15 protein-coding genes are annotated in these 13,713 nt (G+C 55.8%); 4 read left to right on the top strand and 11 right to left on the bottom strand.

The window, feature by feature from the left end:
- The 5 genes from IOB61_RS14505 to IOB61_RS14525 all read right to left on the bottom strand — a co-directional run.
- The coding region (locus IOB61_RS14505; protein ID WP_290818207.1) for an L-aspartate oxidase at window positions 1–1,120 on the bottom strand (1,120 nt) is incomplete at its 3' end.
- Between the two features lies 1 nt (window position 1,121).
- Window positions 1,122–2,270: a quinolinate synthase NadA gene (nadA, locus tag IOB61_RS14510; protein ID WP_290818210.1), complete on the bottom strand. Its 1,149-nt coding sequence runs from the start codon at window positions 2,268–2,270 to the stop codon at window positions 1,122–1,124.
- Window positions 2,271–2,429: 159 nt separating this feature from the next.
- Window positions 2,430–3,386, bottom strand: a complete 957-nt coding sequence (locus IOB61_RS14515) for an NAD regulator (protein WP_290818212.1) — start codon at window positions 3,384–3,386, stop codon at window positions 2,430–2,432.
- 1 nt (window position 3,387) lies between these two features.
- The gene (locus IOB61_RS14520) at window positions 3,388–3,909 is read right to left on the bottom strand and encodes a hypothetical protein (protein ID WP_290818215.1); all 522 of its coding nucleotides are present in this window, start codon (window positions 3,907–3,909) and stop codon (window positions 3,388–3,390) included.
- Window positions 3,909–4,574 carry an HD family hydrolase gene (locus tag IOB61_RS14525; RefSeq protein ID WP_290818218.1) on the bottom strand — a complete coding sequence of 222 codons (666 nt, stop codon included), beginning with the start codon at window positions 4,572–4,574 and terminating at the stop codon, window positions 3,909–3,911. The genes IOB61_RS14520 and IOB61_RS14525 overlap by 1 nt, the downstream gene beginning before the upstream one ends.
- A gap of 195 nt (window positions 4,575–4,769) precedes the next feature.
- Between IOB61_RS14525 and IOB61_RS14530 the strand changes: the two genes are divergently transcribed.
- The 4 genes from IOB61_RS14530 to IOB61_RS14545 all read left to right on the top strand — a co-directional run bounded on the left by IOB61_RS14530 (window position 4,770) and on the right by IOB61_RS14545 (window position 7,855).
- Entirely contained in the window at window positions 4,770–5,606 is an 837-nt protein-coding gene (locus IOB61_RS14530) for a universal stress protein (RefSeq protein WP_290818221.1), read from the top strand.
- 32 nt (window positions 5,607–5,638) lie between these two features.
- Window positions 5,639–6,013: a hypothetical protein gene (locus IOB61_RS14535; protein WP_290818224.1), complete on the top strand. Its 375-nt coding sequence runs from the start codon at window positions 5,639–5,641 to the stop codon at window positions 6,011–6,013.
- A gap of 65 nt (window positions 6,014–6,078) precedes the next feature.
- Complete coding sequence (locus IOB61_RS14540) at window positions 6,079–7,260, top strand: acyl-CoA dehydrogenase family protein (RefSeq protein WP_290818227.1); 1,182 nt, start codon at window positions 6,079–6,081, stop codon at window positions 7,258–7,260.
- 22 nt (window positions 7,261–7,282) lie between these two features.
- Complete coding sequence (locus IOB61_RS14545) at window positions 7,283–7,855, top strand: hypothetical protein (RefSeq protein WP_290818229.1); 573 nt, start codon at window positions 7,283–7,285, stop codon at window positions 7,853–7,855.
- Here IOB61_RS14545 and IOB61_RS14550 read toward each other — a convergent pair.
- From IOB61_RS14550 to IOB61_RS14575, 6 genes are all read right to left on the bottom strand, one after another.
- Entirely contained in the window at window positions 7,827–8,390 is a 564-nt protein-coding gene (locus IOB61_RS14550; RefSeq protein ID WP_290818233.1) for a hypothetical protein, read from the bottom strand. The genes IOB61_RS14545 and IOB61_RS14550 overlap by 29 nt on opposite strands.
- A 5-nt stretch (window positions 8,391–8,395) precedes the next feature.
- Window positions 8,396–9,490, bottom strand: a complete 1,095-nt coding sequence (gene aroC, locus IOB61_RS14555; RefSeq protein ID WP_290818236.1) for a chorismate synthase — start codon at window positions 9,488–9,490, stop codon at window positions 8,396–8,398.
- Between the two features lie 49 nt (window positions 9,491–9,539).
- Window positions 9,540–10,583, bottom strand: coding sequence for a hypothetical protein (locus tag IOB61_RS14560; protein WP_290818239.1), 1,044 nt, complete (start codon window positions 10,581–10,583; stop codon window positions 9,540–9,542).
- A 9-nt stretch (window positions 10,584–10,592) separates the two neighbouring features.
- Window positions 10,593–12,005 (bottom strand): bifunctional serine/threonine-protein kinase/universal stress protein, encoded by a 1,413-nt coding sequence (locus IOB61_RS14565; RefSeq protein WP_290818242.1) that lies wholly within the window; start codon window positions 12,003–12,005, stop codon window positions 10,593–10,595.
- 18 nt (window positions 12,006–12,023) lie between these two features.
- A complete protein-coding gene (locus tag IOB61_RS14570; RefSeq protein WP_290818245.1) occupies window positions 12,024–12,761 on the bottom strand; it encodes a metallophosphoesterase family protein in 738 nt (245 codons plus the stop codon).
- Window positions 12,762–12,896: 135 nt separating this feature from the next.
- Window positions 12,897–13,713, bottom strand: an 817-nt coding sequence (locus tag IOB61_RS14575; RefSeq protein ID WP_290818248.1) for a TonB-dependent receptor, incomplete at its 5' end; no start/stop codon positions are given.

A 13,713-nucleotide genomic window follows, 5' to 3' on the forward strand; every position in this document is an offset into this window, starting at 1 on the left:
CCAAGCGATTGGCGCCATGCACCCCAGTGGAAGCACATTCTCCAATAGCAGAAAGCCCCTCTAGAGTGGTTTTGCCCCAGACATCGGTAACTATGCCGCCCATATGATAATGGGCCGCAGGCGCAATCGGGATCAGATTGGTCCGCGGGTCAATGCCAGCGGCCGCACAGGCGGCAAACACGGTTGGGAAGTGCTCGGGGAAGCCTGCCCCAATGGCTGTGCGACAATCCAAATAAGCACCCCGACCTGCCTTAATCTCACTTGCCACCGCGCGCGCAACATGATCGCGGGGGGCAAGATCGGCGAGAGGATGATATGTGCCCATAAAGGGCGTGCCGTCTTGGTTCACCAAGTGCGCCCCATCCCCGCGTAAAGCTTCGGTAGCCAGCGGGGCCGGGTCGCGCGCTAAATCCATGGCGGTGGGGTGGAATTGGATGAACTCCGGATCGGCCACCAGTGCGCCAGCACGCGCCGCCATGCCGAGGCCTTGGCCTGCTGCTTCCACAGGATTGGTGGTGACGCGGAACAGGCCGCCTGAGCCACCCGTTGCCAGCACGGTTTCTTCCGCCTCAAGGCGGACCGGCTTCCCATTCATCGCCAAGATGCCGCCGACGCGCCCAGTTTCAGTTTGCAGAAGGGCGCGCGCTGCAACGCCTTCAACCAAAGTAATGTGGTCGCAAGCCCGCACGGCTTTGATCAGATTAGACATGATTTCACGACCGGCTAAATCGCCTGCAACGCGGGCAACGCGCGCATGGCTGTGCGCCGCTTCCAAGGACAGGGCTAGACTGCCATCTTCATGGCGATCAAAGGCCACCCCCAACTCGAGCAAATCGCGCACGCGTGCAGGCCCGTCTTTGGCGATCAGCATGGCGACAATCGGGTCGACCAAACCTGCGCCTGCCGCAATCGTGTCTTGCGCATGGCTTTGGGCGCTATCTTCGGGGGCAAGGGCGGCCGCCAAGCCACCTTGCGCCCAAGCACTTGATGCTGCTTGCCCAAAGGGGGCAGGCGAGACCACCACACAGGGGCGCGGCGCAAGCTTTAGGGCTAGGAACAGGCCAGCCAGACCCGCGCCAATGATCAGGACGCTACCGTCCTTCAGGCGTTGTGTGTCCACCTCAGATCAATTCCAAAGAGTCAGGTACTTGTCGGGTGGGGTCAAACTTTCCTGCTGGGGCGGGGGGAATGGCCAACATGGCATCAACGGCCTGCTTGGCACGCGAGGCGATGTCTGGATCGACCACCACTTCGTAACGCATCTCCTTCAGCGCGTCATAAATAGCTTCCAGCGTGATCACCTTCATGTGCGGGCATAGATTGCAGGGTTTAACGAATTCCACATCGGGATTGGCCACAGCGACATTGTCGCTCATGGAGCATTCGGTGATTAAGACCACTTTTTGAGGCTTATAATCCTGCACATAGTCGCTCATCGCCCCAGTGGAACCCGTGAAGTCCGAGGCGGCTACCACTTCAGGGGGGCATTCGGGGTGGGCCAAAATGATGGCACCTGGGTGGGCCGCGCGGATCTCGGCAATATCATCGGCGGTGAAGCGCTCATGCACTTCGCATTTGCCCTTCCACGAAATGATTTTGATGCCAGTTTGAGCGGCAACATTTTTGGCTAGATATTCGTCTGGCAGCATAATGACCTGATCGACGCCCCAGTCCTTGGCGATGGTTTCTACCACTTGGATGGCATTGGACGAGGTGCAGCAAATATCGCTCTCGGCTTTTACTTCCGCTGTTGTGTTGACATAGGTGACAACAGGGAGGCCAGGATAGCGGGCCTTTATCAGGCGCACGTCTTCGCCGGTGATCGACGCGGCTAGCGAGCAGCCAGCTTTCAGCGAAGGGATCAGCACCGTCTTGTCAGGCGATAGGATTTTTGAGGTTTCGGCCATGAAATGGACGCCACCCTGCACAATCACTTTGGCTGAAACTTTAGCTGCCTCGCGGGCAAGGCCAAGGCTATCGCCCCTAAAGTCGCCAACGCAATTGAAGATCTCTGCAGTCATATAATTGTGCGCAAGAATAACGGCATCGCGCTCTTTCTTCAGACGGTTAATCGCCGCGATCAAAGGCGCATAGGCTGGCCATTCTAAGGGAGAGATGACGTGGCGCACGATTTCATAGAGGTGGTCTGTCTCTGCCTTGACAGCAGCGTCATAGACCAAACCCCGCGCTGCAGCGGGGGAAAGCTGGCGAGCGGCACCGGTTGCGTTGATGTCGCGAGCGGGTTTCGCACGTAAATCCAGAACGGCCATTTTCAATCTCCTGACCACTAATACTCAATCTGAGCATTAGTGTCTTGCGCCAAGGGCGACAGCCCACATTTGGCTTAGGTACTTATACTTAGTGTGAGCATAAGGGTCTGTCAAACGATATTCATGTTCCAGTTTCGGAGCGGTCTTGGATGTGGTGCTTTAGCGCTTGGCCAAGGGTAGGCTAAGGCCCGTGGCCCCGGCTTGCCGGCTTACTGCACTGCGCGTGAACAACATGGCCGGGCGGCCACCCGTTTCAGCGTGCATAGCCCCTGTCGATTCCACAAGGCCGGAGCGCTCCAATGTCCGACGGAAGTTTTGCTTGTGCAGCTTTACCCCGCACAATACCTCAACCAAGTCTTGGAGCTCGCTCAATGTAAAGCGGGCAGGGGCTAGATCGAATACAATTGGACGATAGCGGATTTTTGCGCGCAATCGGCCCATGGCAGTGGCCAATATACGGCGGTGATCGGAGACCAAAGGCTCGCCCACATACGTGCGCTCGGCTGGTGGCATAGCTTGAGTTTGGCCTTTGGCGCGATCACGCTGGGCCTCTTGAACCAACCCCGCCTCATAAAGAAGTTCAAACCGGTCTAGCACTTGAGATTCCTGCCAAGATTGGCCGTGCAGGCCGAATGCCATGGCAACTCGGCTTTGTCGCTCTGTCGTGGTCGCCCAAGCTTTCAGGTCAGGCAAGAGCAGGTCGAGGGCGCGTATTCCGGCCTCGCTACGCCGATCCTCCCACGGGAAAAACCGATACCAGTCGGCCCACACCCCGGCGCGGCGCTGGCCCTCATCAATGCTGCCCGCCAAGGCAATATAGCCCACAGACACCACACGATCAGCATCGGAAGATTGACCCATATCGGCCAAGGGCGCTTCTCTGCCTTTGTCGCCAAAGGTGTAAAGTTGCTCGACATAACCGAGCGCAAAGCCTGTTTGCGATGTTACAAAGTCCCGGACCGCCAGTTCAAAGGTGCGGTGTCCGATGGGATCAAAACTGCCGAAGGGTAGGCCTATGGCACCAGGAGCGCCGCTCAAAAGAACTTCAGGGCCTTTGCCGCTTGCTGCCACGACGACGGCGGATAGGCCGATAATGACGCGTGGCGTGGCACTCATGCTAGGGCTCCCACCGGGCTGGTAAGTCGAAGGCTACACCCTCCCAGCAATCTTCGCCACGGCCAATTGCGTCAACGGCATCAACCATCGCCCCGCCGCGCCCTAAAAGATCATCGGCGTAACGCGTCAAAAGGCGGTTAGGTGTCGCCGTGGGGGAGGCCTCGCGGATATAGTGTGCAATTTTGAGCGGGGGGACATCTGGGTTCAAAGCGCACGCAGCCATAAAGGCAGAAGCGGTGGAGCGCGAGACGCCGGCCCAGCAATGTACCACCAACGGCGCGGTCTGATCCCATGCCTGCACATGGTCCAAAATGGCGGTGACATGGGCTTCTGCAGGCGTAATCAAGCCTTCCTGCACATAAGTCACGTCATTGAGACCTAGCCGCAGATGCGTGTCGGGTGACAGGCCCTCCGGTGTTTCTATCATGCTCGACGGGTCTAAGAGCGTGATCATGCCCCAAGGCCGTAGCCGCGTGACGGTGGATGGCACAAGGGCAAGGGAACAGACAGAGATAAAGGGCATTACACAGCTTTCTTGTGCCGCTGGGGCAGGCTTTGCGCATCAATCTGGCTGATCAATGCCTGATGACGAGCTACATAGGCCGTTTGGGCCTGTCGGGCAGGCCAAGGATTAATCGTAATGGCAAGGCCAGGGGGAGGCGCTCCAAAAAAGCCGACCGATTCCTCATGGCCAAATCCCGCAACTTGCGTCGCTTCAAAAAAAGCACAGGCGAGGTCCGCCCGCTTGATCAGCTTCTTTAAGGTCGCAGGTGTTTTTGGCGGCAGACCAAAACGGATATGAACCGCACGCTCTAACCTGTCTTCAAACGCACGATAATCGACGCCCAAAGCAGTTTTAAACGGGCTGATCATGTCGCCAACGACATATTCCGGCGCATCATGTAACAATGCCATCAAACGTTCCTGAGGTGTCAAGCGAGGCTCAATGAATGCGGCAATCTCTTCGACGATCAGGCTATGCTGCGCGACCGAAAACGCATGGTCACCCGTGGTCTGGCCGTTCCAGCGCGCAACACGGGCTAGCCCATGGGCAATATCCTCAATCTCAATGTCTAACGGCGAGGGGTCGAGCAGGTCCAAGCGGCGGCCAGACAACATGCGTTGCCATGCGCGCGGCGGGGCGGACTTTACGGATTTACGCGGGGAGGCGGGAGCTTGTGTGGCCATTTGTCTCATGTGGTTGATTGTCACTTGTGCACGCCTGTAGCGGGCCCCCACGTCTTAGGCGTGGAAACACACTCATGCCGAGAATGACACCGAAATACCAGAGGTCATCTCAGCAACAGGACGGGGCGATGTCTGATGGGATCGAAATAAAACCCAACGCACACCGCACATAGCTCTAAAGGTGGAGGAAGCAACATGACTCAAGCTGAAATTCTAGTACCGCTTCGTGGCGATGCGTCCGATTTGGACCTTTTGCAGCAAGGCTTGGCCTTAGCAGATGTGGTAGATGCCAAAGTAGCGAGTGTCTTCGCCCAACTTGACCCAACAGAACTCATGGCTTGGTCTGCGGATGGGGCTTTTGCGACAACTTCCGCTAGCCTCATTCAATCGGCTCGCGACGGCAATGATCAAGCGTGGTCAGAAGTGAAGTCCCGGGTTGATGCCTTGGCCTCAGGGCATCCCGGCCTAACCGTGGAGCGGGTCATTGGGTTGCAAGATCGACTGCTCGCGCGCCGAGCGGCGCTCAGTGATGTTGTCCTCTTTGCCTGTGAGACTGCGCGCGGGAAAACAACAATTTCGCCTGTCTTCGAAGCCTTAATGATGGATGCCCATGCCCCTATTTTCATCCCGCGCAGTTCCATGAGCCAACTGACCGGGACAGCCCTCATCGCCTGGGATGGTAGTGTTGAGGCAGGCCGCGCCGCAAAGGCTGCTTTACCACTTCTCCGCAAAGCTGGAAAAGTTATAATTATCCAGTCGGTTGGAGCACTAGACGATGAAGGTAAGCACTTAAGCGATCCGACACGTTTGCAAGATTGGCTCAGCCGTCAAGGGATCAAGGCCCAAGTCGACCTGCTGGATGCCTCCAAAGATGCGGCAACTGAAATCCTTAAGGCCTGCACGGCGCACGGCGCCGGGCTGTTGGTTGCAGGGGCCTATGGGCACAGCCGCGCACGCGAATTTGTGTTTGGCGGCGTGACGCGGACACTTTTGAAAACAACGTCCACCCCATCTCTGCTGCTCTGCCACTAGGGCTCTTCATCCAAAATTTGAAAGGACAAACCATGTCTGGACTCACTCGAATCATTCTTCGTCTCGCCCGTAATCCAGAAGCTGGCTATCCAGAAGGGGATGGTCGCCAAGGCTATGTGCTGGTTGCACCGCTTCGCTCAGATGGTCATTTGGACCTAGAGGCTTGGAAATCCCACCGTACCCAATGCACGGTCCGGCGTTTCTCTCCTGACCCAGCAGAATTTGCAGATGGGTGGCTAAGCCATAAGGGTGGGCGATGGCGCGTTCATTATGACGAGGAAGGCGAAGGGCCAGACGAAGCTTTGGATCATCTGGCGGATCACCGCCTGTTCATTGGCGATTATGTCACCATCACGCGGCGCGGCCAGTCATTGGTCTATCAAGTTGCTGAAGAGATGGATGACTAAGCTGCGGATGGTCTTTCCCGCCTCGCCTACTGGTCAGGGCGGGGAAAGCCTGCTTAAGTTTAGGTATGCCTGACTCGCTCGATTTCGACTCGCTCCGCCCCAAATCGCCATTCATGGGCGAAAGCCATGGTTTGTGGCGGACACAATTGCGTCGATTCATTGACCGCGAGATCATGCCCTATGTCGACCAATGGGATGAGGCAGGTGCCATCCCGCGCGATTTGTTTCTCCGGGCGGGGGCCTTTGGCTTGCTTGGTGCCGGATATCCGACTGAATATGGTGGCACGGGTCGTGGTCCCGATTATGACTGGCACCACGGCATTGTGACGAGCGAGGAGTTGGGCCGGATTGGCGCAGGCGGTATCACCGCAGCGCTGATGATCCACGGGATTGGTTTGCCACCGGTTTTGGCTTCGGGTGGTGAGGCGATGAAGGCTAGGATTACCCCTGAAGTTTTGGCGGGGAGGCAGCAAATCAGCCTTGCCATCACAGAGCCAGACGCAGGATCTGACGTGGCCAATTTACAGACCCGTGCCGTCCGAGATGGCGATATTTACCGGGTGAATGGCTCGAAACTCTATATCACCGGTGGCTGTACGTCACATTGGCTGACCACTGCCGTGCGAACTGGGGGACCGGGTGCCGGCGGGATCAGCTTGTTGTTAATTGATGCGAATGCCAAAGGCGTTACCCGCAACCTGTTGAAAAAGCAGGGTTGGTGGGCATCGGATACAGCTGAAATCTTCTTCGACGATGTAGAAGTACCGGCCGAGAACCTCATTGGTCCTGAGAATGGTGGATTTTACGGCATTATGGCCAATTTTAATGGCGAGAGGTTAGGCATGGCCTCCGGCGCGCTCAGCGCCGCACGGGCATGTGTGGAAGATGCCGTTGTCTGGGCTCGCCAGCGTCAGACCTTTGGCAAGCGCTTAGCAGACCATCAAGTGGTGCGGCACAAGGTGGCTCAAATGGTGCAAAAGATCGCCGCCTCGACCGCTTGGTTGGATCAATGTGCGTGGCGGGTCAGCCAAGGCGAGACGCCGGTCGCCGACCTGTGTCTGCTAAAGGTGCAAGCAACCGAGACACTCGAATTCTGTGCCCGTGAAGCCAGCCAAATTTTGGGTGGTGCCAGCTATATGCGCGGGTCGCGGATCGAGCGAATTTATCGCGAGGTGCGGGTCAATGCGATTGGCGGTGGCTCTGAGGAAATCATGCGCGACCTAGCTGCTCGACAGCTTGGCTTGTAACCCGATCCAAAGGGCCAGCGTTTTGTCCTCTATGATCCCAGCCGACTATTTGATTTATCTAGGCGCCTTTATAGCCCCCTTTGTTCAAGAAGATGCGGCAGTCTTGGGTGCGGTTACCGCATTCGCCCACCCCGCTATGGACCAAATGGCTGATGGACGTCTGATTGTGGCAGCGATGTTGATAGGCTTAATCATCAGCGACTTATGGAAATATTGGCTGGGTTGGGCCGGAAAAACCCAAAACTGGGCGCATCGTTTTTCTGAAAAGCCCGGTGTGGCACAAGTCCGCGCCAAGATCGTCGCTAATCCCGGAAAGACTCTCATGATCGCCCGCTTCGTGCCGGGTACACGCATTCCTGCTTACATAGCCGCTGGATTTTTTGGTGTCCCTTTTGGTTTGTTTGCCTGCTGGATTGTGGTGTCGGCCGTGGCCTACACCCTTGTTGCTTGGGTCTTGATCGCCACGGTCGGCACAGTCGCGGGCGAGAAAGGCCAACTTTATATGGCGATTGGACTAATCTCTGCCATTTTGGTGTTTGTTACCGTCAAAATGGTCAAAGCTAAGCTCAAGCAATCAGCCCACGCGGACCTGTGATCGGATAGCCGAGAAAGACTTCAAAGGCCTGACGAATATCTCTTGGGCTGTCGGTAAGACCAGACAACAGGATCGTAAGGTGGCTGTCGCCAACCTTACGCCAGTTCCTGGCCTGCCAGCGTCGCCACGGTGGGTTTGTATCTGGGCGCACAATTGCCAGATTAAAAGTTGCGATCAGCTCGATTTCTAGCAAGGCTATCACACGAGCATTCGCGTTCTGATTGATCTGCCGCTCGTGATAGGTAACCGTCCCAATCGCTTCCCATGGGATCAGGCCGAGACCATCAAGGCGAAAGCCGTCTGCCGTCAAGTTGATTGCTGATTTGCGCGGCCAAAGGGCAGGAGCGAAATGAAAGACCAATGCCACCATACAAAGCAGCGGAACCAGGGGGATGGTCCGAAGAAAGGCAAGGCTTGCAAATCCAGCTAAGCCGAACAGGCCAATACCGGCAAGCACAAAGGCACGGGCAGGCCGAGAGTCAAAATCACTGATGAACACGCGCCCTAAAAGCTCTGGTCGATCAGATGGCCCCATCCGCACTAACCACCTTTTTGGCCACGATGCCGCAGCATATGGTCGGCCAAGACGCACGCGACCATGGCTTCCCCAACTGGCGCCGCTCTTATTCCCACGCAAGGGTCGTGCCGACCGATGGTTCGAAGTGAGACCTCGTCAAGATCGCGGTTTAAGCTATTGACTTCGTTTAGGATAGAAGAGGTCGGCTTGATGGCGAAACGGGCAATGATGTCTTGCCCCGTGCTGATGCCTCCCAAGATGCCACCATTGTTATTGGACGCAAACACCACCTCGCCAGTGGGCCCGCGGCGCATCTCATCGGCATTGGTCTCACCACTCAACATTGCCGCCGCAAAGCCTGCGCCAATCTCAACACCTTTTACCGCATTGATGGACATTAACGCCGAAGCCAGATCACTGTCGAGTTTGCCGTAGATCGGCGCGCCCCACCCCGCCGGTACACCTGAAGCGACAACTTCCAGCACAGCCCCAGTCGAAGATCCTGCCTTACGAACTTCATCCAGATAGGCCTCCCACACGGGCACGATGGCGGCATCGGGGGCAAAGAAAGGGTTTTCGCGCGTTTGCGACCAGTCCCAATTAGCGCGATTAATCTTGTGAGGGCCGATCTGGATTAACGCGCATTGGATTGTGATATTTGGCCCCAAAACTCTTCTGGCGACCGCGCCTGCCGCAACACGGGCGGCAGTTTCACGCGCACTTGACCGGCCGCCACCGCGATAGTCACGCACACCATATTTGACGTCATAGGTGTAATCTGCATGCCCAGGTCGCCATTTGTCGCGGATTTCGGAATAGTCCTTGCTACGCTGATCGGTATTTTCAATCATCAAGCTAATGGGTGTGCCGGTAGTGATTGGGCCACCTGTTCGATCATCTTCAAAAACGCCGGATAGAATACGCACTTCATCGGCTTCGCGGCGTTGGGTGACAAAGCGGCTGGTCCCGGGTTTACGACGATCAAGATCGGCTTGAATATCGGCAGGCGTTAACGCAAGGCCCGCCGGACAGCCATCAATCACACAGCCCAACGCAGGCCCATGGCTTTCGCCCCAAGTGGTGACACGGAAAAGATGGCCAAAGCTATTGTGTGACATGGCCATCTTCCTAAACTCAAAGGCCTGATTTTGAAAGGGACACCATCCATTACTTCTGTTGGTCGCCCCTTTGGATCACTAAACTCAATCTCGCTCGCTTTTCTGAAGCGCTCACGCCGCCAATCTTGTCCAAAGTGAATACGAGTAGAACGTCAGTCTGATTGGTATCCTTGAATGTCAGTAGAATTGTTCTGACATTGTTGCGGTCGCGTCGGCCCACTTCTTTCATGCTTGGGAATGTTTGCGACAGCTTTGCCAAGGAAGCATTCAGTGCACCCTCTGCATCCAGCCACGCCGCGCCAACAAAGCAGTTGGACCTGCCGGTTGAAGACAAGGTGACGATGTCGTTGATCGGTGTCATCCCATAGCGACTATAGGTTTGTCCGGGACTCTTTCTTTGTTCAAGTAAAGTCCAGTCGCGCAAGTTTTCAGCGGGCAGGGTATCCAGCGTGATTGCTTGGTGCATCGCATTTGCGCATTGTTGGGCTCCGTCTGCGAAGGCCGTTGTTGCTGCTTGCAAATAATTGGCAGGATAGCGCTTCACATCGGCTGTAAACATCGGAAATCGAAAGATTCGTGAGCCCATACCGGGCTCACCACCCATCAAGAAAACATGGACGACGCTGCCATCACTTTCGACGCGTTCATAGCGTTCGATAAAGTCTTCTGGCGTTGTTTCCTTTTGAATTTTTGTCCATTGATTGGACCGCTCCTTTAACTCCTTTTCGACCAAAGCATAAGTCGGCAGAACACGCGGGCCGTAAGCCATGATTTGACAGTTTTTGGCGGTATCAACGAGGATAACGGCAATCCCCTTGGCCGGAGCGACATCATAGAGTTTCTCGCCTTCGCCGGCTGTCAACAGGGCCGGTGTATTGGGGTCTGCAAGCGAAATGGTTCCCTGTTCAAGTGCATCCGATGTCTCAAGTGCAACATCGCGGCCTACAGCTTTTGAACAGGCGATGACGCCATTGGCAAAAGCGGTTTGAACATCGACGGGTCTAACACCCTGCGCGTGGGTTGGATTGGAACTTAAAAAGAAAAGAACGGCTACTAATTTATGTAAACTCAAATACCTAACTATATTTTTCATCTTAAACTCCTATGACTTATCGCCTTCATCTGAAATCGGCCATTCACGGCGTCGAACAACGGTCACCGTGCAGGGGGCATGGGCGGAAACCTGGGCTGAAACCGCACCTAAAAGATTGCGAACCGTGCTTTCAGCCCGCGCACCCATAATGATGTGATCAACATGATTGGCGCGGGCATAGTCAAAAATCGCCTCTGCGGTATTGAGGGCCTCGGGCACATGGTAAGAAATCGCCTGTTCACTCAAACCCAAGGGCTTGGCCCATTGCTTTAAGGCAACGATCCGGGCGACGTGCCGATTGGGCGAGGAGACAACAGGATTTTGATCCAACCCTGCAACACTATTGTTGAGCACGGTCATGACGACCGCACGCGCATCTGGCGTAGCTGCCAAAGTACTTTGCAACTTATCCCGCAGAGCGCGACCTAATGGGCCATTAATTGTGGTGGGGTCGAGGGCCACCAAAATGATCGGTGCTGCAGCGAACTTACTTTGACTAGCCAACTTGCGGGCTGGGGCATAAGTCTCGCGATTATGCTTGCGACGAAAGGCCGTCAGCCAAGAATCCTGGCGCAAGCGCTGACCGCGTGAGGTCAGCATGATTTGGTCAGGGTTCTTGAGGTCAAACGCCACTTGCGCGGCTGTGGGATAGCGCTGCTCTGGATTAGGCTCCAGGCAGCGCAGGATGACTTCCTGTAGCCAAGGCGGAATATCTTCCCGCCACCGACGGGGCGGAATGGGGTCGCGCCACAGGCGCTCCTTAAGTCCCTTAAGGCTGATCGGATCGCCAAAGGGCCGGACGGCGGTTGAAAAAAAGTATAGAAGAACACCCAAAGCAAAGACATCTGAGCGTCGATAATTGCGTACGCCCAGAACTTGTTCCGGTGCCATATACGGGGCTGTGCCATAAGGCAGTCGAAATTGCTCGGCCATCAGGTCGGGCAAATCGGTGTGGTGTGAAAGACCGTAATCAATCAACACCGCTTCTCCACTTGCCCGAAACAGGATGTTGGAGGGCTTGAGGTCTAGGTGGATGACGTTTTGCCGGTGAAGTGAGTCGAGTGCCGTAGCCAACGCGATGCCGATGCTGGCCACTTCACTGCCAAGAAGGGGCAATTCCTTTAGCTTCGGCAGGAGCGTTTCCCCCTCAATTTCCTCCATCACAATATAGGGCTGCTTGGAGAAGTCGCCGACGCCAAACGTCTTTGGCACATGTTGACCAGACAGGCGCGGCAGGATCATTTGCTCCATCTCAAAGCTGACGATCGCTGCAGGATCCTCGCCATCGGCAAGCCGCGGGACTTTCATCAAAAGCGGGAAGGGAATTTCAGGGTGCGTGCAGCGCCACAAGACGGCCATCCCGCCGCGATGCACAATCTCGCCAATTGTGAAATCGTCAATCACCATGCCGGTTTCGATCATGTGCGACGCCACCATTGACTATCGCCCTAGATGCAGGCGGTCAGCTAATCGCCCGGGTAAGCCCGCCGCCCGAATGGAAGCAGCGGCGCCGTCAATATCATAAGGTAAGCGTCGGAATTCGAGTTGTCGGCTCGTTGGATCATACAGTCCATATCCGGCGAGGGGATTGCCATCGCGTGGCTGGCCGACGCTAGGCAAAACCACGTGCCAACGCCGTGAGCTCAAAAGCGGGACTTTGGCCTCATCTGCGGGTACAAAGCGTGAGATCGAGCCATCACCCGCCAAGCCGTAAATTGCTGGCTGATGGACGTGACCACACACTACGATGCGGCTTTGTGTGCCTTCCAATGAAAGCTGTGCGCTGGCACAATCGGTCACATAGCGCCATTTCGCTGGCGCGGATGCATCGGCATGGACATAGAGGCGGTCCTCGTCCTCAATCACCAAAGGCAAGCTTTCAAGGAAGGCTTGCTGGTCTCGTGAGAGCTGCGCGCGTGTCCAATTGGCCGCACTTGCTGCAGTCTCATTCATCTCGCGATCAAAGTCGCTGGCCATATCGTCGTGATTGCCTTTGACGGCTGCCGCGCCTCCAGCGACCATGGATTCGATCAAAGCCAGAACTTTGCCGGGGTCGCCGCCATAGCCAACAAAATCGCCCAAAAACACATAGCGGGTCACGCCGTGCGCCTCGGCATCCTCCAAACACGCTTCAAGCGCTTGGATATTTGAATGAATATCGCCGAATAAAGCGATCACGCGCATCCCCCCATGCAGACCGACACTATAACCGAGTAAGGCCTACAAGTCGCCAGTGCGGTGCTGCAGAAAAAACGGGCCCGACAGATGTCTGTCAGGCCCGCCCATTTTGACGAGGTTTATGCAGCGAAAAGTTTAGAAATTGACTTTTGCTTCAATGCCCCAAATGCGTGGCGCGTTGGTGAAGCCGGTCAGATTGTTGAAGTCGATACCTCCGACCAAACGCTCTTCATTGGTAATGTTACGGCCATAGGCGGCGATCTCATACTTGTTGTCAAACAAGGTGACCCCCGTGCGCAGTCCGCCTTCCCAATAGCCGTCTTCGGAGAATTCGATCGACTTATAGAGGGTGAAATATGTCTCACCCTTATAGGTCCAGTCGGTCAGCGCGAAGAATTCGTGACCATTGCCGAATGGCTTGGAATATTTTGCCGACACGTTGGCAATCCATTCTGGAGCGTTAGGGAAGGGGTTGCCATCAATCCGTGCATTGCCGCCGACCACTGGGTTTTGAATGGTGCAAGGTGCACCACATGCACCCACAGTCAGGGTTGGGTCGTTGATCTCGGTTTTGTTGTAAGAGAGCGAACCAGCAAATGATAGATTCTGGGTTGGCAACCATTGGAGTTCGGCCTCGAAGCCCGAAGCCTTGCCTTCTTTGGCATTCAACAATTGGTTAAAGTTACCAGCGCCGCCGATAGCGGTGAATTGCTGGTCTTCAATATTCATGGCGAAGACGTTGAAGTCTGCCCGGAGCTTTCTGTCCAGTGCGAAGGCCTTTACGCCAGCTTCAAATGAGGTCACAAATTCAGACTTTGCCGTCGTGACGGCTGTCCCGAACAAGATGCGGCCTTGGATGGAAGGGGCGCGATAGCCGCGGGCAGCGCGGGCATACACATTGACCGACTCGGTGGCTTCATAGGTTGCCGACAAGTCCCAAGAAACGGCCTCA

This window comes from Aquidulcibacter sp. (genome assembly GCF_020253525.1).
Lineage (GTDB): Bacteria > Pseudomonadota > Alphaproteobacteria > Caulobacterales > Aquidulcibacteraceae > Aquidulcibacter.